The sequence below is a fragment of the Thalassobaculum sp. genome (assembly GCF_040219615.1).
In the GTDB taxonomy this organism is placed as follows: domain Bacteria; phylum Pseudomonadota; class Alphaproteobacteria; order Thalassobaculales; family Thalassobaculaceae; genus Thalassobaculum_A.
On record NZ_JAVJSE010000010.1, the window covers coordinates 129371 to 148824 of the forward strand.

The following is a 19454-nucleotide window of genomic DNA, read 5'->3' on the forward strand; positions in this document are numbered from 1 at the left end:
CCAAGCGCACGGCCGCCGGCCGGCTTGCCGCACGATCTGCTGGTCCACGCCATCGGCTGGTTCGACGGCCGGTTCGGCTACAACGTGCACACCCGTGGCCTGTTCGAGGCGCTGTCCCGCCGGCTGCCGGTGGTGGCGACACCGCTCTATACGCTGTCCGGCCCGCTGGAGGAGGACAAGGCCGCCGTGCCGGCGCTGCTCGGGCACCGCCGGACGGCGACCGTCGCCCTGATCTACGGCAGCCTGACCGGCGTGCTCGACGGCGCCACCGGCACCCGGATCGCCTACACGGTGTGGGAGTCGACCCGGCTGCCGGACGACTGGTACGAGCCGCTCGCCCGGGCCGACCGGATCTGGACGGCGACCGCGTGGGGCAAGCGCGTGTTCGCGGCCAACGGTTTCGACGCCGACCGGATCGACGTCGTGCCCGAGGGCGTCGACCCCGACCTCTTCCATCCGGGGGTCAAGCCGACCGACGCATTCCCGCCGGCGCCGTTCAAGTTCCTGGCGATCGGCCGCTGGGAGCGCCGCAAGGGCATGGCCGAGCTGGTCCAGGCCTTCGACCGGGAGTTCGGCGACCGCGACGACGTCATGCTGGTGCTGGCGGGTCTCTATGCGAACCGCCTGGATCTCGACCTCGGGGCCGAGCTGCGCGCCCTGCAGCTGCGCCGCCCGGACCGCATCAGGATCGTGCCGCCGGTCGATACCCACCGGACCTTCGCCGGCCTCTACACCGCCTGCGACGCCTTCGTCTCGCCGACCCGGGCCGAGGGCTGGGGCCTGCCGGTGATCGAGGCCATGGCCTGCGGCCTGCCGACCATCGTCACCGGCTACAGCGGGCCGACCGAGTTCATCGGCGAGCATGCCTGGCGCATCGAGCACCGGCTGGTCCCGGTCGACGAGCCGTTCTTCGAGCGCGCCGACGGCGACCTCGGCCTGTGGGCCGAGCCCGACTGGCGGCACCTGCGGCACCTGATGCGCCGGATGGTCGAGCAGCGCGACACCGCCCGCGAGCGCGGGCTCGCCGGATCCGCGCATGTCCGGCGGAACTTCTCCTGGGACCGTGCCGCGGCAGTCGCCGAGCGGCACCTGCGGGGCCTGCTCGCGACCGCCTGACCGACTGCCTCAGCCGGCGGCCCGCGCGTAGCCGAGCTCGTCCATCAGCGGGCCGGCGATCGTCTCGAAAGCCTCGACCTCGGCCGGGGTCAGCACCTCCGCCCAGCCACCGACCTCGCCGCGGCGATAGTGCGAGGCCGAGTCCTCCTGGCCCCGCTTGCGGCCGCCGGACAGCCGCTCGAAGCTGGCCGCATCCAGGGCGGTCCGCACCGACTCCGGGCTGCCGTCGGCACCGAGGAACCTGAACAGCTCGCCGGCCGCGTTGTCGGGATCGGTGTGCAGCGCCTCGTAGCGAACCTCGTGGTAGCGCCGCCCGCGGCCCAGCGCGCGGGCATCCCGGATCCGCTTGGTCCAGCCCTCGGCATAGGCGCGGCAGTAGTCCTCCTGGGTCATCTCGGCGGGCAGCTTCGTACGGAAGCGGATATAGGCGGAGACCGCGCCGTCGCGGCCGTCGCGGATCACGTTCACGAAACGGGCCCCCGGCAAGGTGCTCCAGATCCGCCCCAGACTCATGATGTTGTCGGGGGTCTTCTCGCCGATCGCCACCAGCCCGGCGGTGTCGCGGCCGTCGAGGTTCGCCTGGACCAGGGCGACGAAGGCGGCGTGCATCATCGGCGCCAGCATCGCGCTACCCGGTCCCCTGACGGTCGGAGCCCAGGTGTCGTGGCCCTCTGCCCGACGCTGGCCGTACAGCTCCACCGCGCGCGTCAGCGTGGGGACCAGGTCGTTGAAGAAATGCGACTCGCCCAGGCAGACCAGCGCCGGATGCGCGTTCAGGAGCTGCTGCACCCAGGTCGTTCCCGAACGCGGCAGCCCGCCGACGAAGAACATCGGCAGCGAACTCAGTCTGCGCTGCTCCGCAACGAGATCTCGGTTCATTCGCGTCCTCTGGCGTATCCGCTGGCCGTCCGGCCCGGTCCGGCTGTCGGGGCTCACTGTCTAGCGGTGGCCGGGCCTGGCCCGCAAGCGCATTGCGAGCGGCCCCGCCTCACCGGGCCGCGGCGGCGGTCTCCGGACCGAGTTCCCAGGACGCCGAGACCGGCCGGCCGTCCCCGCTCCACAGGAACAGCGGACCGTCGCCGTAGCCCCACCACTGCGGGCAGGCCGCGACCGGCACGGCCACCCGGGTCGCGGCCGGCACGCCGAATTCGATGGCGGGGCCGACGACGTCCCGGGACCATGGCGGGCGATCGCTCAGGTGCAGCCGCCGGCCCGAGTCGCCGCCCTCGGCGACCAGACGGAGCCGCGCGCGTGCCGCCCGGTCGATCGGCAGACGGGCAAGCAGCGCGACACCGTCGTGGACGGCGATCTCGCGGGTCTCGATGGTGCCGACCGCCGGGCCCTCGGCGCCGGGCGCACCCTCGAACGCGATCGCCGGACCGGCCTCGATCGGGCGCCGGCTGCCGTCGGCCATGGCGGCCGCCAGGCGAACCCGCCGGCCGGCCTCCCGCGGCACCTGCAGCGTCATGCGGAACGTCCCGTCGGCGCCACCCGAGGGCACCTCGTCGGCGATCGGGCGGCCGTCCAGCAGCGCCACCAGCAACTCGATGCCGCCACCGGCCGTCGGCGCGGAAAGCCGGCCGCTGAACGTCACGGTCTCGGGCCCGGACACCTGTCGCGCCAGCCATTCCTGCGGTCCCTCCGTCGGTGGCGGCAGCGACAGCGTCGCGGCAACCGCGCCCCAGTCGCAGGCCGCGACCCGCGAATACAGGGCGGGGTCGGCCAGGTCGGTGCCGTGCGGCACGAACAGCACGCCGTCCGGGAACGCCTCGACCGGGACGTAGCGGTTCAGGACGGCGCCGGTCAGCCGGTGCAGACGAACGGTCGCCGGGACACCGTCGGCGTCGCGCGCCGTCGGCAGGACCACCGCTTCCGGCCTGGCCCGCTCGAGCTCGGCCGCCAGCGCCGCCTGGTCGGCGGCCCGGAAGGCCAGCCCGGCATGCAGGAACCGGCCGGTCGGACGATAACCCAGAAGCACATGGAACAGGCCCGGCCGGCCGCTGAGGTCGAGCACCCGGCCGCCCGGCGCCACCCAGCCCTCGAGCAGCAGGCGCCAGCCGTCGAATACCGCAGGGTCGACCGCGTCGGCCCCGGCATAGCCGAGCAGGCCTTGGGGCCGGTCGGCGACCACCGTCGGGCGCAGGCGGCGGACCACGGTCTCGGGGTCGATTGCGACGCCGCCGCGCGGCCAGACCGCGACACCGACGACCGTGACCAGCAGCCCGACCAGGATCGCCGGGCAGCGGATCGCCCGCGGGTGCGGAACCGCCGCCTCCACGACCGTGAGCAGCCGCACCGCCGCGACCGCCACCGGGACGGCGACGGCCTGGGCCAGCCCGACCGGATCGCCGCCGAAGGCGCCCGGCAGCGCCGAGAGGGCGAACAGCCCGGCCGCCAGCGTCACACAGTCGCGCGGACCGAGGGGACGGCGGGCGACCACGCCCCAGCCCGCGACCGCCGCGATCGCCGCCAGCGCCACCCCGGCCGGCAGCGACCCCGCAAGCGCGTCGCCGGCGGCGGCACCGCCGAAGCCGTCCAGCCGGTCGACCAGCCCGGCGGCGTCGATCCCGAGCGCCAGCGGCTGCAGCAGGCGGCCGGCTTCGGTCGCGGTCATGGCGGTCGCGATCGCCGCGGCCAGCGGCACCGCCCAGGCCCCGCACAGCACGGTGCGCCGGAACCGGCGACCACCTGCCGGACCGGCGACCAGGTCGTGCAGCACGACCGTGGCGGCGACCGCCGCGGCCGCCGTCGCCGCCGCCGGCACCAGCACCACCTGCGCCGCCGCGAGCCCGACCAGCAGCGCCGCGCGCGGCACCGTGGCGCGCACCAGCAGCAGCGCCAGCGCCGCCAGGGTCGGCGCCCACAGGAGCAGCATGCCGCCGCGCGCCGGATCGACCAGGCAGGCCACCAGGGTCGCGAGCGCGGCATGCGGCCAACGCCAGCCGAACAGCCAGGCAAACAGCGCGGCATTGCCGGCCAGCATCATCGGGCCGAGCACCATCTGCTGCCCGGCGACCGCTCCCCAGCGTGTCGGATCGAACACCAGCATGCCGACCAGCGCCCGGCCGGCGTCGGCCCAGGGCCCGCGGATCACCGATAGCTCGGTCCACGGCCAGCGCCCGTCGAGCGCGGCGAACGCCGCCGACAGGGTCTCGCCCTCGACGCGCAGATCGAACGGTCCCAAGCCGCCGGGCAGGTCCGCCACCAGCAGCCAGGCCAGCGGCAGGCCGACCCACAGCATCGCCACCGGACGCGCCGCCCGCTCCGCGCCGAGCCGGTGCACGACGGCCCAGCCGGCTACCGCGAGAATCACCGCCAGCCAGACCGGAAACCACGGATAGGCCTGTGTCGCGCCGGACTCCACCACGCTGACCGCGGTCCGCGCCGACGCCACCGACAGCAGAGCCGGACCGAGCGGCGCCAGCCCGGCAACCGCCCGCGCCAGCCCCTCGGCCTCGCGCCCGGTCGCGACCGCCAGGGCCGCCGCCACCGCCAGCGCGGTCCCGAGCATGCCGAGCGCCCCGAGGTCGAACGCCAGCGCAGCGCCGAGTCCCGCTGCAAGCCCCAGCACCGCGGCATCGGTCAGGCCGGCGGTCACGTCGTAGACCGGCCGCTCGACCGGGGGCAGCGTCAACAGCGGCCGCTGCCAGAGCCCGTCGCGCGGCCGCCACAGCCGCCGGGCAGCCAGAGCCAGGCCGAGGGTCAGCCCGGCCCAGCCGAGCGCTGCCGGGAGCAGGAGCATCCGTCCGGAGAACCCGTCACTGCCATGACGGACCGCCAACCACACGCCCGCAGCCGCCGCGAGCGCGGCCGCCGCCAGGATCAGCCCCCCGCGCCGACTCGCCGTCAGGGGCGCCGACCGGGCCTCGCTCATCCGCCACCGTAGAGGCGGGCGAGCGCATCGGCCACGAGTTCCGCCACCAGCCGATGCCCGGCCGCCGACGGAACCGCGTGGACGTAGTACTGCCCGATGAAGGCCGAGGGGTCGGCGCGATAGCGGGCGCGCAGCGCCGACAGGGTATCGAGCGTGGTCAGGCCGTTGCGCTTCGCGCATTCCAGCAACCGGGCCGATCCACCGAGATCCTCGACGGACCGCGGGTCGTCGGGGGTGGTCAGGTCGCGCGGCGGGTAGTTCGCGACCACCAGGACCGACGCCCCGGTATTGTCTTGCAGCGCCTCGAGCCGCTGCATCAGGAGGCAGGCGACCTGCAGCCCCTCGGCATGCGCCCGCACCTCCGAGAACCCGGGCGCATACCACCACGCGGTGGCGCCCGACCGGCGGGCCAGCCAGTCGACGAGATAGCTGTAGCCGAGGACCGCCCGCACCGCGCCGACCTGCTCGACCCGCGGCCGGTTCCGGGCCGGCGGCCGGTTCCGGAGTTCGAGCCGGCCGTCGACCACGTCGAAATAGGGCTTTTCCATGCCGGTGCGCTGGAGCAGCTGGGCCGCCCGGACGTCGTCGTAGGAGAACAGCAGGACCAGCGCCAGCGGCCGATGCGCCGCGGCCAGCTTCTCGGCCCGCAGCACCGCCTGGTCGATCCCGTAGCCGAACACTCCGCCGTTCGCCACCGGCTGATCGAGCAGCCCCTGCAGCTGTGCCGGCCAGGTGTGGGCGTCGGAGACCTCGTCGCCGAAGGTATAGGACCCGCCGACCGCGACCACGGCCGCGGGAACCGGTGTCTGCTCGCCCGGCGCGTTCTGGCGCAGCCCGCCCGGGCCGATGGTGACCCGCGCGTTCCAGGCCGCCGGCATGCCGTCGTAGTCCGGTGTCGGGACGTAGCCGAGTTCCGGATCGTAGACCCCGGGATAGCCGCCGGCGACCAGGGACAGCCTGTCCGCCACGTAGTTCCGGGCGGTGAAGCCGACGCCGTCGAGCAGACGAACGATGGCTTCGAGACCGACCAACGCGATGAGCAGGGCAACGGATACGGTCACGACGCTTGCCGTCGACCGGGTCTTCGGTCGTGCACCGTTCTGCAATGCCATCCGGTGTCTCCTGACCTTTGGCGGACATTAGGCCAGGCGGCGGAGCCACCGCAAGAAAACACCGATCGAGCGGGCCGCCGGGGAACCGTTCCGCCGGCTGCCGAGTTTCCCCTTCCAGACCCGCGCCGAGTCCGGCCGGGTTGCGTCACGACGATCAGGAGAACAGCCATGACACGTCTGCTGCTCCCCGCGGCCCTGGCCGGCGCTCTTGCGCTCGGTGGCTGCTCGGGCATGAACGACACCCAGCAACGTACCCTCTCCGGCGGCGCCCTCGGCGCCGGCACCGGCGCCGCCGCGGGCCTGCTGACCGGTGGTTGCGTCTCCTGCGGCGCCGTGATCGGCGGTGCGGTCGGTGCCGCCGGCGGCTACATCTATGACCAGACCAAGAAGAAGTAATCCCGCCCGCCCGACGTCATCCTCCCCAGCTCCTCCCGGCCCGCCCTCTCGGCGGGCCGGTTCTTTTTTGCGCCGGTTGTCCGTACGGAAGCGCCCCGCATCGGCCGGCCGATCCCCTCTCTTCACACGCGAAAGGGCCCGCCGGTTTCCCGGCGGGCCCTGGTCGTTCGGTCGCAGCGTCGGCGGGACTACTGCTTGGTCACCGAGGCGCTCTGGTCGACCTTGACCGTCTTCTCCTGGGTGGTCTGGCCGGTCGCGATTACCACCACGCGGCGGTTGCGCTCCTCGCGGACGCCGTCGCCGGTCTGCACGGCCGGGTCGTTCTCGCCCCTGGCCTGGATGTCGAGATCCTTGATCTCGCCGATGGTCATGCCCTGGCGCAGCAGCTCGGCGCGGACGCTCTCGGCCCGCCGGCGCGACAGGTCGTCGTTGTAGTCCTGCGGGCCCGAGGTGTCGGCATGGCCCTCGATGTACAGGGTCACCGGCTCGATCTTCCGCATCTCGTCGAGGAAGCGATCGAGCTCGCCCTGCTGGTCGCCACGGATGTTCGCCTTGTCCCAGTCGAAGTACACCGTGTCGCGGGCGACCTCCTCCTGGACCGTCTCATAGGTGACGTTGGTCGGCTTCATGGCGTTCCGCAGGGCCTCCATGGCCGCCAGATACGAGGCCCGGCAGGCGGCGATGTGGTCGAACTGGTGACCCTCCTCCTCCTGCTCGACCCAGCAGTCGTAGCGGGTCTGGGCAACCGCCGCCTCGGTCGGCGCCTTCTCCCGGCCACCGGCGTCCAGCACGCTCACCAGGTCGGTGCGGGCGGTCTGCAGCTCGGAGCGGGTGGAAGCATCCTGGATGTCCCACTTCTCCGGCTCGGTCGGCATCGGCACGTCGCCGCCGCCCGACCGCAGGCTCTTGCCGGCGAAGAACTCGGCGTCCTTCCAGTCGCCCATGTCGTCGGCCTCGAACAGCGACAGGTCCTTGTATTCCTTGGCCAGGGTGCCGCCGAAGCCGGTGCCGTTCGGGCTGCTGGCCCGGACCTGCTCGACGTTGGGGAACAGCGGGAACAGGGTCGCCGCATCGGCACTCCCGGTCGCGAAGCCGCCCGCGGCGGTGCCGATCGCCAGGGTCACCGGCAGGGCATACATCAGGGTCTTGCGCATGGTCAGTCCTTTCGGTCGTTTCAGTAGACGGATCTACAGTGGTCGGGGTCCGGTGACCGGACCCGGTGGCAGGGCCCGGGCGTTCAGCGCACGCGGCGCCCTGCCGTCAGCACAAAGCCCACGCAGAGCGCCGCAGCGCCGCCCGCCAGCAGCCAGATCGTGCGATCCGGGTAGCTGCCGGTGACCGCCTCGGTCAGTTGGGCCATCGGCGCATCCGTGGCGTTGAGGCCGAGGCCGACAAGCACGGCGCCGGCGGCGACGAGAGCCAGTCCGACGAGTCGCTGGGGGTGCATCGAGACCTCCCGATTGGGTCTTGCTGATCGCGGGCCGGGAGATCGCTCCCCCCGTCCGCGGTCATCCCATAAACAACCGAGCGCGCGGACGGTTCCGATCAGGATCGCCAAACGCCCATTGACGAAGCCGGCTCGGATCGAGAACCTTGGCGGCTTCTTTTGCACCGCAACAACGGCTCCCCCGATGACTGTGTCCAGCACCGCCCCGCGTCTCGCCGTCGACGTGGGAGGAACCTTCACCGACGTCGCCCTGGAGATCGGACCAAGGCGCGTCACCGCGAAGGTCCTGACCACCCCGCAGGCGCCCGAAATCGGCGTTCTGTCCGGCGTCGACAAGGCGGTGGCGGAAGCCGGGGTGGCGCCGGAGAGCGTCGGCCTGATCATCCACGGCACCACGCTGGCAACCAACGCGCTGATCGAGCGCAAGGGGGCGAAGACCGCGCTGATCACCAGCGCCGGTCACCGCGACAGCGTCGAGATGGCCCAGGAGAACCGGTTCGAGCAATACGACATCGGCATCGACCGGCCGCCGCCGCTGGTGCCGCGCTACCTGCGCTGGTCGGTCGGCGAGCGGCTGAACTACCGCGGCGAGGTGCTGGTGCCGCTCGACGAGGAGTCGGTGCGCGCCCTGATCCCGCGGATCGCCGAGGAGAAGATCGACGCCGTGGCGATCGGCCTGCTGCACAGCTACGCCAACGGCACCCACGAGCGCCGGGTCGCCGAGATCCTGGCCGCGGCCTACCCGGAGCTGGCGATCACCCTGTCGAGCGAGGTCTGCCCGGAGATCCGCGAATACGAGCGCCAGTCGACCGCCTGCGCCAACGCCTACGTCCAGCCCAAGATGGCGCGCTACCTGACCGAGCTCGACGCCCGCATGCGCGACCGGGGCTATCGCTGCCCGTTCCTGCTGATGACCTCGGGCGGCGGCCTGACCACGCTGGAGACCGCCGTCCGCTTCCCGATCCGGCTGGTCGAGTCGGGGCCGGCCGGGGGTGCCATCCTGGCGACCGAGATCGCCAAGGAATGCGGCCTGCGCGACGTGCTGTCCTACGACATGGGCGGCACCACCGCGAAGATCTGCCTGATCGACGACTTCGCGCCGCTGTCCACCCGGACCTTCGAAGTCGCCCGGGTCTATCGCAACCTGCGGGGCAGCGGCCTGCCGGTCCGGATCCCGGCGATCGAGATGGTCGAGATCGGCGCCGGCGGCGGCTCGATCGCCCATGTCGACGCCATGGGCCGGCTGCTGGTCGGACCGGAGAGCGCGTCGTCCGAGCCGGGCCCGGCCTGCTACGGCCGCGGCGGCACCCGCCCGACCGTGACCGACGGCGACGTGGTGCTCGGCAAGATCGACCCGGCCCGGTTCGCCGGCGGCGAGGTGAAGCTCGACGTCGAAGCGGCGGCCGACGCGGTCGCGAACGCGGTCGGCGGGCCGATGCGGCTGGAGGGCCGGCTCGGCGCCTTCGCGATCGCCGAGATCGTCGACGAGAACATGGCCAATGCCGCCCGCGTGCACGCCATCGAGTGGGGCAAGGACATCACCGCCCGCGCCATGATCGCGTTCGGCGGCGCCGCCCCGCTGCACGCCGCGCGACTCGCCGAGAAGCTCGACATCGACACAGTGGTGGTGCCGACCGGCGCCGGCGTCGGGTCGGCGATCGGCTTCCTGCGGGCGCCGATTTCCTACGAGGTGGTGCGCAGCCGCTATCTCCGGCTGTCCGAGTTCGACGCCGGCGCGGTCAACGCCCTGCTGGCCGGCATGGCCGAGGAGGCGACGGCGATCGTCGCAGCCGGCGCCGGGTCCGAGGGCCTGAGCGAGACCCGGGTCGCCTTCATGCGCTATGTCGGCCAGGGCCACGAGATCAGCGTGCCGCTGCCGGCCGGCGCCCTGACCGCGGCCGACGCCGGCCGCATCCGGGCCGCCTTCGAGGCCGAGTACGTCAACCTGTACGGCCGCACCATTCCGGGACAGGAGCCGGAGATCCTGAGCTGGACCCTCACGGTCTCGGCCCCGATCGTCCCGGCCGCGGCCCCGGCCGCGATCCCGAAGGACGCCCCGGCGCCCAGGCCGGTCGGCTCGCGCAGCGTGTTCGACCCGGACCTGCAGGAAAGCGTCGATTATGCGATCTACGTCCGCGACGACCTGGTGCCCGGGGCCACCGTGCCCGGCCCGGCGTTGATCGTCGAGGACCAGACCACCACCGTCGTCACCTCGCCCTTCGACGTGTCGGTGAATCCGCTCGGCTATCTGGTGCTGACCGCCAGGCCCACGACCGGCCGACGCGGCGCCTGAGGAGAAACGCCATGACCGCAAGCCCCGCCCCCGCCAACCGCACCGCCCTCGACCAGATCCACATGCAGATCCAGTGGAACCGGCTGCTCTCGGTGGTCGAGGAGCAGGCCCAGACCCTGGTGCGCACCGCGTTCTCCACCTCGGCGCGCGAGGCCGGCGACATCTCCGCCGGGGTGTTCGACATCCAGGGCCGGATGCTGGCCCAGGCCGTCACCGGCACCCCCGGCCACGTCAACGCCATGGCCGCCTCGGTCGGGTTCTTCCTGGAGGTCTTCCCGGTCGCGACCATGGCCGAGGGCGACGTGTTCATCACCAACGACCCGTGGAAGGGCACCGGCCACCTGAACGACTTCACGGTGGTCACCCCGACCTTCCTGGACGGCCGGCCGGTCGGGCTGTTCGCCTGCACCACCCATGTGGTCGACGTCGGCGGCCGCGGCTTCGGGCCGGACGGCCGGCAGGTCTACGAGGAAGGCATCAACATCCCGATCATGCGGCTGGCCGCCGGCGGCACCGTCGACGAGGGCCTGATGGGGGTGATCCGGGTGAACGTCCGAAACCCGGTCGAGGTCGAGGGCGACATCTACTCGCTGATGGCCTGCAACGAGGTCGGCGGGCGCCGGCTGGTCGACATGATGCGGGAGTTCGGCCTCGCCGACCTGGACGAGCTCGGCCGCCACATCATCGACAGCAGCCGGGCCGGCATGCTGGAGGAGATCCGCAAGCTGCCGAAGGGCACATGGTCGCAGTCCATGCGGATCGACGGCTACGAGAGGGAGATCGACCTGGTCGGCACCCTGACCGTGGGCGACGACGGCATCGCGGTCGACTTCGCCGGCACCTCCGGCACCTCCAGCTACGGCATCAACGTGCCGCTGACCTACACCCAGGCCTATGCCAGCTTCGGCGTGCGCTGCGTGATCGGCGGCCGGGTGCCGAACAACGCCGGGTCGCTGGGCGCGGTCAGGGTCACCGCCCCCGAGGGCACGATCCTGAACGCCGCCCACCCGTCGGCGGTCGCCGCCCGCCACGTGATCGGCCAGATGCTGCCGGACGTGGTGCTGGGCTGCCTGAACCAGATCATCCCCGACCGGGTACCGGCCGAGGGCACCAGCTGCCTGTGGAACCCGGTGCTGCTGGGCGGCCACGGAATCGCCGACGGCGACTACGGCGACAGCCGGCCGTTCGCCATGAACACCTTCCACGCCGGCGGCACCGGCGCCCGGCCCGGCAAGGACGGCCTGAACGCCACCGCCTTCCCGTCCGGCGTGCGCAACACCCCGGTCGAGGTCAACGAGACCATCGCCCCGCTGATCTTCTGGAAGAAGGAGTACCGGACCGACTCCGGCGGCCCCGGCGCCCAGCGCGGCGGCCTCGGCCAGGTCATGGAGATCGCCCATGCCGACGGCGCGCCGTTCGCCATGAACTGCATGTTCGACCGCGTGATCCACGCCCCGCGCGGCCGCAACGGCGGCCGGGACGGCACCGCCGGCAGGCTGACCCTGGCCTCCGGCCCGTCGTTCCGCGGCAAGGGCCGGCAGACCATCCCGGCCGGCGACAAGGTGATCATCGAGATGCCCGGCGGCGGCGGCCTCGGCGACCCCGAGGCCCGTGACCGGGCGCAACTGGCGATCGACGTCCGCGACGGCTTCGTCAGCCCCGAGCAGGCCAGGGCGGTGTACGGCTGGGATGCCGCCCCGGCCGGCGACGACTGAGGGTCAGCGGCCGGCCAGCAGCAGGGCGACGCCGGCGACGGTGACCGCCACGCCGACGGCGACCCGCGGGCCGATCCGCACGCCGCGCAGGACCAGCGCGCCGAGCGCCAGGGTGGCCAGCGGATAGGTCGCGACCAGCGGGGCGACAAGCGCCACCGGGCCGCGCGCCAGGGCGGCGTACAGGGTGACCACCGCCGCCCCGTTGCACAGTCCGACCGCGGCGAACCACAGGATGCCGGCCCGGTCGGCGCGCGGTGACGGCAGGCCGCCGCGGGCGGCCGCGAAGCCGGTCACCACCGCCGCCGACACCAGGTAGCCGACGGTGGCGGCGGCATAGGGGTCGGGCCAGGTCTCGAAGCCGATCTTGACGGCCGGCTGCACCAGGCCGCGCACCAGGGCGGCGGCCAGCGGCAGCAGCAGCGCCGCCCCGGCCGGCACCGTGGCGCTGCGCGCCGACCCCAGGACCAGGACCGTCGCCCCGGCCACCACCACCATGATGCCGGCGGCCTGTCGCCATCCCGGCACCTCGCCCAGCAGCAGTGCGGCCAGCAGCACCGCGAACAGCGGGGTCAGGTTGCCGAGCGCGCCGGTCACATGCGGTCCCAGCCGCCGGTTGGCGGCGAAGGTCAGCATCGTGACGGTCGCCGGGAACAGCAGGCCGACCCCGGCGAACACCAGCACCGCCGGCCACGCCGCCGCCCGCCAGTCGACCGTCAGCGGGGAGACCAGCAGGAAGGCCGCCGCGGTCGTCGGCACGCTGACCGCCGCCGCCTGCAGCGGTGCCAGGTGCCGCAGGCCGAACGGGGTCAGCACCAGGGCCGATCCGAAGAACACGGCCGACAGCAGGGCCAGCGTGATCGCGTCACCGGGCATGCCCGCCCCCCTCAAGCAAATCAGGCAGCCGGCTTCGAGCGACGGAACTGCGCCTGTGTCGCGTTCAATAGCATGTGGCGGGCTCAGCGTGTGTTGGACCGCTTCTTGCTTGCCTCAGAACGAACAGGAATCGAGCCGCGGAGCCCGTCATGCCCCCGACCACCGCCTTCGCATCGACCGTCGCAGAGACGACGACGCAGGTGACCGTCGACTTCGACGCCACCTATGTCGGCACCGCCGACGACGACAGCCTGAGCGGCAGCACCGCCGACGACCTGATGTTCGGCGGCGACGGCTACGACATCCTGTCGGGCTTCTCCGGCAACGACGTGCTGTACGGCAATGTCGGCCTCGATACCATCGACGGCGGCACCGGCAACGACCTGATCTATGGCGGCCAGGACGACGACCTGCTGTCGGGCGGCGCCGGCAACGACACCCTGGTCGGCGGCATGAACTCCCCCGAGACCTTCGTGTTCCGCGACGGCCGGCTGTGGATCCCGGCCGGCCAGGACAGCCTGTCGGGCGGCGCCGGCGACGACCTGGTCTACGGCAACCAGGGCGACGACCTGCTGGACGGCGGCAGCGGCGACGACACCCTGTACGGCGGCCAGGACGCCGACCGCCTGACCGGCGGCGGCGACGACGACCTGCTGTATGGCGGGCTCGGCGGCGACGCCTTCGTCTACTCCGACGCCAACGACGGCCGCGATACCATCCACGGCTTCGACGTCGCCGAGGACCAGATCCTGCTGGCCGCCGGTACCTCCGTCGCGATCCGGACCGACCTGGGCGACGACGCCATGCTGCGGCTGTCCACCGGCACCCGCATCACCCTGATCGGCGTCGCCGACCCGGACGACATCGCGGTCGCGGGGTTCTAGCCGAAGGCACCGGCCGCGCCGACGCCGTCATTCGCCGCCCACCGGCCGCATTCCCTCCCCGACCTGGCCACGCCACCCGGCGATCGTCGGCCGGGTCAGCCAGGGAGGAGCGAGGATGACGACCAACACCGGAACGGACGGCACGACCGGCAAGGCGACCGGTTCACGGCGGCTGCGGGCGTTCCTGTCCCGCGATCGTACCACCAAGACACTCGGTCTGGCGGCGATGCTGATCGGCTTCCTCGTCGCCCTCGAGCAGGTCGACGGCCTGGTCGCGGAGCGGCAATGGATGCGCAACGTCGCCCGCGACGCGGTCGGCGCCCTGTGGGGGCCGGCGCAGCATCTCGCCGGCCCGTTCCTGATCGTGCCGGTCGACCGGGTGTCCGGCAGCGGCGACACGCTGCGGGCCGAGACCGCGTACCGGGTGATCTCGCCCAGGGAGCTCGACGTCGCGGTCGTGCTGGAAACCGAGACACGGCACCGCGGCCTGTTCGAAGTACCGGTCTATACAGCGACCGCGACGATCGGCGGCCGATTCGCCCGCGAGGACTTCGCCGGACAGGCCGGCGTCGGCCTGCGGCCGCCGGTCCTGGCGCTGCGGATGGCCGACGCTGCCGGCGTCGTCGGCACGCCGGAGGCCGGCTGGAACGGGACCGCCGTGCCGGTCGACCCCGACCTTGCCGCCGCGGCGAAGACGGTGCTCGGCGACCAGGCCATCGCGGCGACCCTGCCGGCGGCCGTCCTTTCGGACGAGGCCAACGGACGCTTCGTCCTGACGGTCGGCCTGCGCGGCACCGGGCAGTTCCACCTGGCGCCGTCGGGCCGGTCGACCACGGTGGCCATGCGGTCGCCCTGGCCGCATCCCAGCTTCACCGGCAGCCGCACCACCGCGAGCCACGAGATCACCACCGACGGGTTCGAGGCGACCTGGGAGATCGGCCCGTTCGGCCGCGGCACCCCGTCCAGCTGGACTACCGGATCCGGCCCGGCCGCAGCCGACGGGCTGGCGACCCTGGAAGCAGCGGCCTTCGGAGTCGCCCTCGTGCAGCCGGTCGACCCGTACCGGATGACCGAGCGGACCCTGAAATACGGCATGCTGTTCGCCCTCTACACCTTCGGGGCGTTCGTGCTGCTGGAGACCGTGTTCCGGCGACCGTTGCACTGGCTGCACTACCTGCTGACCGGCGCCTCGGTCGCCTGCTTCTTCCTGCTGCTGCTGTCGCTGTCCGAACTGCTCGGCTTTGCCGCGGCCTACGCGCTCGGCGCCGCCGGGGTGGTCGCCCAGACCGGGCTCTATGCCCGCGCCGTGCTGGCCGAGTTGCGCCTGTCCCTGGTCTTCGGCGGCCTGCTGGCGGGGCTGTATGCCGGGCTATACGGGCTGCTGCGGCTGGAGGACACCGCCCTGGTCGCCGGCTCGGTGGGGCTGTTCGCGGCGATCGGCCTGGCGATGCTGCTGACCCGCAGGCTGAACCGTCGACCCGCCGAACCCGTCGCTACCTGAGAGAGCGGGGTATCGGTTCGAATTGCCGACCACGCGCGGCCTGCCCGCGTGCTAGGAATCGTCGGCTCCGTCGCCGCCGGGGCCCAGGCTCCGCTCCCGCAACGAGGGTCGCCATGATCAAGCACGTCGTCCGAGCCCTCTTGTGCCTGCTGCTCGCGGCGGCGGGCCCGGCGGCCGCCCAGCAGACGGTATCGCCGGACGCAACCGGGCACCCCCTGCAGCCGGTCGACACATCGAGCCCGCGCGCGACCCTGATGGGGTTCCTCGAGAGCAGCGACGCGGTCGGCCGGTTCTACCGGGACGTCTACTATGTCGACCCGACGCTGGCCCACCTGCAGGCAGCGTTCAACGCCCGTCGGCGGACGGCTTTCCGGGTCCTGGATCTCCATGACATCGCGCCGGCGACCCGCGACCAGGTCGCCGTCGAGGCCAGTGTCTATCTGTACGAGATCCTGTCCCGCATCGAGCTGCCGCCGGCCGAGGCGATCCCGGGGCCGGAGGCGGTCGCCGGCGCGAACCCGCCCGAGCGCTGGCTGGTGCCCGGCACCAACATCACCATGGTCCGCGTCACGGACGGGGAGCGGCGGGGCGACTACCTGTTCAGCGGCGACACGGTCAATCTGGCCGCCGACGACTACGCCCTGGTCAGGCACCTGCCCTACCGGCGTACCGTGCCGACGCGGGATTTCGTCGAGATCCGCCAGCTGATCGGCGGCGTGCTGATTCCCCCGAGGGCGATCGAGAACCTGCCCGGCTGGCTCAAGTCGAGCGTCTTCGGTCTCGTCGTCTGGAAACTGCTGGCGCTGGCGGCCCTGGTGGCGCTGATCGCGGCCCTGATCGCCCTCGCCTACCACCTCTCGGGACGCCTGCGGCGGCGGATCGGCGACCGGTCCGCCGTCGGCGCGTCGCTGGTCCGGCTGGTGGTGCCGGTCGCGATCGTCGTCCTGGTGCCGCTTGGCGCCGTCGTGGCCAACGGCGTCATACATGTCAACGAGGCGCTCGGCTCGCCGATCAGGATCGGCGCCGAAGCCGTGATGCACCTGGTCGGCGCCTGGATCGCCTGGGTCGCCTGCGTGTCGGCCGCCGAGCTCGTGATCGCCTCGCCGCGCGTCGCCGAGGGCACCCTGGACGCCCAGGTGCTGCGACTGTGCTCGCGCATCCTGGGCATGGTCTTCGCCGTGACCCTGATCCTGCTCGGCGGCGAGAAGATCGGCTTGCCGCTGGTCGGCCTGATCGCCGGCGTCGGCGTCGGCGGCCTGGCGATCGCGCTGGCCGCGCAGGACACGCTTCGGAACGTCCTCGGCAGCCTGATGATCTTCTTCGACCAGCCCTATCGGGCCGGCGACCTGATCTCGGTCCTCGGCCACGAGGGCGTGGTCGAGACCATCGGGCTGCGCTCGACCCGGATCCGCCAGCTCAATGGCACCCTGACGACGATCCCGAACGAGAAGATGGCGTCGGTGGAGATCGTGAACGTGTCCCGGCGCCCGAGTATTCGCCGGATCATCCGTCTCGGCCTGACCTACGACACGCCACCGGCGACGGTCGAACATGCGCTGGCCGTCCTGCGCGAGGTGCTCGACGAGCACGCCGGGAGCTGGGCCGACCGCCCGCCGCGGATCTATTTCGAGGACCTGGCGGCGGACAACCTGGCCCTGGTCGCCTACACGTGGTTCCACCCGCCGGAGTTCTGGGAGTTCAAGGCCGCGCACGACCGGATCAACCTGCGGATCCTGCAGCGCTTCGCGGAGGAGGGCATCGACTTCGCCTTCCCGACGAGCACCACCGTGCTCGAGCCGGGCAGTGCGCCGATCGCCATCGCGCTGTCGGGTCCGGCGCCGGCCGCCGACGCGCCGGCCTGAACGCAGCGCGACCGGATCGCGGGTCGGCGGCGCGCTACCCGCGGTCGGCGGAGTCCCACCAGCCGCCCAGTTCGCGGCGGACCAGGGTTTCGTAGAGGCCGATCGCGTCGGCGCCCGAGTTCAGGCAGGGCACCGCCGTGAAATGCGTGCCGCCGGCATGCTCGAAGGTCTCGCGCGCCTGCAGGGCGATCTCCTCCAGGGTCTCGACGCAGTCGGCGACGAAACCCGGCATCACCACGGCCATCCGCTTCACCCCGGCCTTGGCCAGGGTCTCGATGGTCTCGTCGGTGTAGGGCCGCAGCCACTCCTCGCGGCCGAAGCGCGACTGGAAGGTCAGCCGCAGCCGGTCGGCGTCCAGCCCCAGCCGCTCGCGCACCAGCCGGGCGGTCTTGGCGCAGTGGCAGTGGTACGGGTCGCCCATCGTCAGGTAGCGTTTCGGCAGGCCGTGGAACGACGCCAGGATCACCTCCGGCTCCCAGTCCAGGGTGGCCAGGTGCGCCCGGATGCCGGCGGCCACCGCCTCGATATAGGCCGGGTCGTCGTGGAACGCCGGCACCGTCCGCACCGCCGGCTGCCAGCGCGTCGCGCGCAGATGGCGGGACACTTCGTCGACCACGGTGGCGGTCGTCGACGCTGCGTATTGCGGGTACAGCGGCAGCACCAGGATGCGGTCGCAGCCCTCGTCCTGCAGGGCCTGCATGCGCTCGCGGATCGCCGGGTTGCCATAGCGCATCGCCCAGTCGACGCGCACCGTCCCGGCGTCCGGGTCGAGACGGGCCTGCAGCGCCTCGGCGGTCGCCCGGGTGTGGAAGCGCAGCGGCGACTCGTCGGTCTCGGTCATCCAGATCGCCCGGTAGGCCTCGGCGGTCTTCGGCGGCCGGATGCGCAGGATCACCCCGTGCAGGATCAGCTTCCACAGCAGCGGGTTGACCTCGATCACCCGGCGGTCCGAGAGGAATTCCGCCAGATAGCGGCGGATATCCGGGATGCTGGTCGAGTCCGGGGTCCCCAGGTTGACCAGCAGGACGCCGAGCCGGCCGAGCCGGACGGTCGGGTGGTCGGGCACGCCGGGAACGGCGGTGACGGTGCGCAGGGCCATGGTCGGCACTCTCCTCTCGGGCCGACACGACATGTGCGCTTCGGGCGTCGGCGTCAATCGCGAACGCCGATCGCAGCGATAGGACGCGGCCGGCTCCATCGGCCCGCCAGCGCAGAGGCGGCGGCGCCGCCAGGCACCGCCGCTCCGCTTGCGGGTCGGTTCGCGCCGGGATCAGGCGGTCACGAGGACGCCGCCTCGGCCTTCTCGATCCAGGAGTCGAAGGTCTTCCGGTGGCTCTCGATCCACTCCTTGGCGTGGCGCTGGATGTCCTCCGGCTTGTCCTCGCCCTCGAACATCCTGGCGTTCTGCGCGAAGATGTCCTGCAGCGGGATGCGCGCCACCTTGAACAGCGTGGCGGCCGCCGGGTTCTCCTCCAGGAAGTCCTTGTTGACCACCGGGCGAATGTCGTTGGCCGGCCAGCCCATCCTGCAGGGATCGGCGACGCAGCCCTCGACGCCCTCGACCGTGGTCATGTCCTCGTACTTCTTCTGGTCGTCGGGCAGCGCGGGGAACGGCGTGCCGATCCAGACCACGTCCTTGCCGGGCTTCAGCAGGCCGACCGTCCAGTTCGGCGTCCAGGTGTAGAACAGGATCGGCTTGCCGTCCTCGTAGCGCCCGATCGCGTCGGCCATCGAGGCCGAGTAGCCGGCCTTGATCGGGTTGATGCTGTCGCGCAGGTCGTAGGCGTCGAGCTGGTGCTCGATCACGAGTTCACAGCCCCAGCCGGGCGGGCAGGCGACCATGTCGGCCTTGCCGTCGCCGTTGCTGTCGAACGCCTCCCGCACGTCCGGGCGCTTGAAGTCCTCCAGGCTCTCGATGCCGAACTTGTCGGCCGACGCCTTGTCGACGAGGTAGCCCTGCAGGGCGCCGCCCTTGGCGACGTAGCCGACGGTCTCGGCGCCCTTGCCGAAATCGTCCTCGTAGCTGTTGTGCAGGGGGAACCAGCCGTTGACCCAGAAGTCGACGTCGCCGCTGGCGACCGCCTGGTAGAAGACCGGGTTGTCGAGCGACTTCGGCTGGCCGACGTCGTAGCCCAGCGCCTCCAGCGCCTGGCTGTAGATCGCGGTCTGGAACCAGCCGGTATCCCAGGTCGCGCGTGCAGGCGTGACGGTCACGCCGTCGCCGGGGCCGGCCGCGGCCGCATCCTGGGGTGAGACGAACAGGGCCGCCGCGATCGCGGTTGCGGCGATGCCCTTCACCGCTGTTCCGTAACGCATGTGAACCTCCTTTTCCGGTTCTCGGTGCCTCGGTTGTCGAGCGGGAGCCGGCGCTGTGGCACGCA

General features: G+C 72.4%; 15 protein-coding genes. 7 read left to right on the plus strand and 8 right to left on the minus strand.

Annotation, left to right across the window (positions count from 1 at the left end):
- Positions 1–24 precede the first annotated feature (24 nt).
- Positions 25–1116, plus strand: coding sequence for a glycosyltransferase family 4 protein (locus RIC31_RS05305; protein ID WP_350103883.1), 1092 nt, complete (start codon positions 25–27; stop codon positions 1114–1116).
- 9 nt (positions 1117–1125) lie between these two features.
- On the opposite strand, the gene RIC31_RS05310 is transcribed toward RIC31_RS05305, so the two are convergent.
- The 3 genes from RIC31_RS05310 to RIC31_RS05320 form a co-directional block, all read right to left on the minus strand.
- Positions 1126–1995 carry a sulfotransferase family protein gene (locus RIC31_RS05310; protein ID WP_350103885.1) on the minus strand — a complete coding sequence of 290 codons (870 nt, stop codon included), beginning with the start codon at positions 1993–1995 and terminating at the stop codon, positions 1126–1128.
- A 109-nt stretch (positions 1996–2104) separates the two neighbouring features.
- Complete coding sequence (locus RIC31_RS05315; protein WP_350103887.1) at positions 2105–4858, minus strand: hypothetical protein; 2754 nt, start codon at positions 4856–4858, stop codon at positions 2105–2107.
- A 128-nt stretch (positions 4859–4986) separates the two neighbouring features.
- Positions 4987–6051, minus strand: coding sequence for an SGNH/GDSL hydrolase family protein (locus RIC31_RS05320; protein WP_350103889.1), 1065 nt, complete (start codon positions 6049–6051; stop codon positions 4987–4989).
- A 219-nt stretch (positions 6052–6270) separates the two neighbouring features.
- Here RIC31_RS05320 and RIC31_RS05325 point away from each other — a divergent pair, with 219 nt between their 5' ends.
- Positions 6271–6498 carry a YMGG-like glycine zipper-containing protein gene (locus tag RIC31_RS05325; RefSeq protein WP_350103893.1) on the plus strand — a complete coding sequence of 76 codons (228 nt, stop codon included), beginning with the start codon at positions 6271–6273 and terminating at the stop codon, positions 6496–6498.
- A 188-nt stretch (positions 6499–6686) separates the two neighbouring features.
- Here RIC31_RS05325 and RIC31_RS05330 read toward each other — a convergent pair whose 3' ends face one another.
- Positions 6687–7652, minus strand: a complete 966-nt coding sequence (locus RIC31_RS05330; protein ID WP_350103895.1) for an OmpA family protein — start codon at positions 7650–7652, stop codon at positions 6687–6689.
- An 83-nt stretch (positions 7653–7735) separates the two neighbouring features.
- Positions 7736–7945, minus strand: a complete 210-nt coding sequence (locus RIC31_RS05335; protein WP_350103898.1) for a DUF3185 family protein — start codon at positions 7943–7945, stop codon at positions 7736–7738.
- Between the two features lie 184 nt (positions 7946–8129).
- On the opposite strand from RIC31_RS05335, the gene RIC31_RS05340 reads away from it, so the two are divergent.
- Together RIC31_RS05340 and RIC31_RS05345 are read left to right on the plus strand one after the other, a co-directional pair.
- Positions 8130–10238 (plus strand): hydantoinase/oxoprolinase family protein, encoded by a 2109-nt coding sequence (locus RIC31_RS05340; protein ID WP_350103902.1) that lies wholly within the window; start codon positions 8130–8132, stop codon positions 10236–10238.
- An 11-nt stretch (positions 10239–10249) separates the two neighbouring features.
- Positions 10250–11953, plus strand: a complete 1704-nt coding sequence (locus tag RIC31_RS05345) for a hydantoinase B/oxoprolinase family protein (protein WP_350103905.1) — start codon at positions 10250–10252, stop codon at positions 11951–11953.
- A 3-nt stretch (positions 11954–11956) separates the two neighbouring features.
- On the opposite strand, the gene RIC31_RS05350 is transcribed toward RIC31_RS05345, so the two are convergent.
- Positions 11957–12826 (minus strand): EamA family transporter, encoded by an 870-nt coding sequence (locus RIC31_RS05350; RefSeq protein ID WP_350103907.1) that lies wholly within the window; start codon positions 12824–12826, stop codon positions 11957–11959.
- Positions 12827–12975: 149 nt separating this feature from the next.
- Between RIC31_RS05350 and RIC31_RS05355 the strand changes: the two genes are divergently transcribed.
- The 3 genes from RIC31_RS05355 to RIC31_RS05365 all read left to right on the plus strand — a co-directional run bounded on the left by RIC31_RS05355 (position 12976) and on the right by RIC31_RS05365 (position 17073).
- Positions 12976–13710, plus strand: a complete 735-nt coding sequence (locus RIC31_RS05355) for a calcium-binding protein (RefSeq protein ID WP_350103910.1) — start codon at positions 12976–12978, stop codon at positions 13708–13710.
- Between the two features lie 115 nt (positions 13711–13825).
- On the plus strand, positions 13826–15211 hold the full coding sequence (creD, locus tag RIC31_RS05360; protein WP_350103913.1) for a cell envelope integrity protein CreD: 1386 nt from the start codon (positions 13826–13828) through the stop codon (positions 15209–15211).
- Positions 15212–15324: 113 nt separating this feature from the next.
- The gene (locus tag RIC31_RS05365) at positions 15325–17073 is read left to right on the plus strand and encodes a mechanosensitive ion channel family protein (protein WP_350103916.1); all 1749 of its coding nucleotides are present in this window, start codon (positions 15325–15327) and stop codon (positions 17071–17073) included.
- A 34-nt stretch (positions 17074–17107) separates the two neighbouring features.
- Here the strand turns inward: RIC31_RS05365 and hemH are convergent, their stop codons facing one another.
- The gene (gene hemH / locus RIC31_RS05370; protein ID WP_350103919.1) at positions 17108–18172 is read right to left on the minus strand and encodes a ferrochelatase; all 1065 of its coding nucleotides are present in this window, start codon (positions 18170–18172) and stop codon (positions 17108–17110) included.
- 179 nt (positions 18173–18351) lie between these two features.
- The gene (gene proX, locus RIC31_RS05375; RefSeq protein WP_350103924.1) at positions 18352–19389 is read right to left on the minus strand and encodes a glycine betaine/L-proline ABC transporter substrate-binding protein ProX; all 1038 of its coding nucleotides are present in this window, start codon (positions 19387–19389) and stop codon (positions 18352–18354) included.
- Positions 19390–19454 lie beyond the last annotated feature (65 nt).

Bases quoted from the DNA above. Each gene is read 5' to 3' on its own strand.
- RIC31_RS05345 (WP_350103905.1), top strand. From the start codon at position 10,250: ATGACCGCAAGCCCCGCCCCCGCCAACCGCACCGCCCTCGACCAGATC.
- creD (WP_350103913.1), top strand. From the start codon at position 13,826: ATGACGACCAACACCGGAACGGACGGCACGACCGGCAAGGCGACCGGT.
- hemH (WP_350103919.1), bottom strand. From the start codon at position 18,172: ATGGCCCTGCGCACCGTCACCGCCGTTCCCGGCGTGCCCGACCACCCG.
- RIC31_RS05365 (WP_350103916.1), top strand. From the start codon at position 15,325: ATGATCAAGCACGTCGTCCGAGCCCTCTTGTGCCTGCTGCTCGCGGCG.
- proX (WP_350103924.1), bottom strand. From the start codon at position 19,389: ATGCGTTACGGAACAGCGGTGAAGGGCATCGCCGCAACCGCGATCGCG.
- RIC31_RS05310 (WP_350103885.1), bottom strand. From the start codon at position 1,995: ATGAACCGAGATCTCGTTGCGGAGCAGCGCAGACTGAGTTCGCTGCCG.
- RIC31_RS05330 (WP_350103895.1), bottom strand. From the start codon at position 7,652: ATGCGCAAGACCCTGATGTATGCCCTGCCGGTGACCCTGGCGATCGGC.
- RIC31_RS05340 (WP_350103902.1), top strand. From the start codon at position 8,130: ATGACTGTGTCCAGCACCGCCCCGCGTCTCGCCGTCGACGTGGGAGGA.
- RIC31_RS05355 (WP_350103910.1), top strand. From the start codon at position 12,976: ATGCCCCCGACCACCGCCTTCGCATCGACCGTCGCAGAGACGACGACG.
- RIC31_RS05325 (WP_350103893.1), top strand. From the start codon at position 6,271: ATGACACGTCTGCTGCTCCCCGCGGCCCTGGCCGGCGCTCTTGCGCTC.
- RIC31_RS05335 (WP_350103898.1), bottom strand. From the start codon at position 7,945: ATGCACCCCCAGCGACTCGTCGGACTGGCTCTCGTCGCCGCCGGCGCC.
- RIC31_RS05315 (WP_350103887.1), bottom strand. From the start codon at position 4,858: ATGCTCCTGCTCCCGGCAGCGCTCGGCTGGGCCGGGCTGACCCTCGGC.
- RIC31_RS05350 (WP_350103907.1), bottom strand. From the start codon at position 12,826: ATGCCCGGTGACGCGATCACGCTGGCCCTGCTGTCGGCCGTGTTCTTC.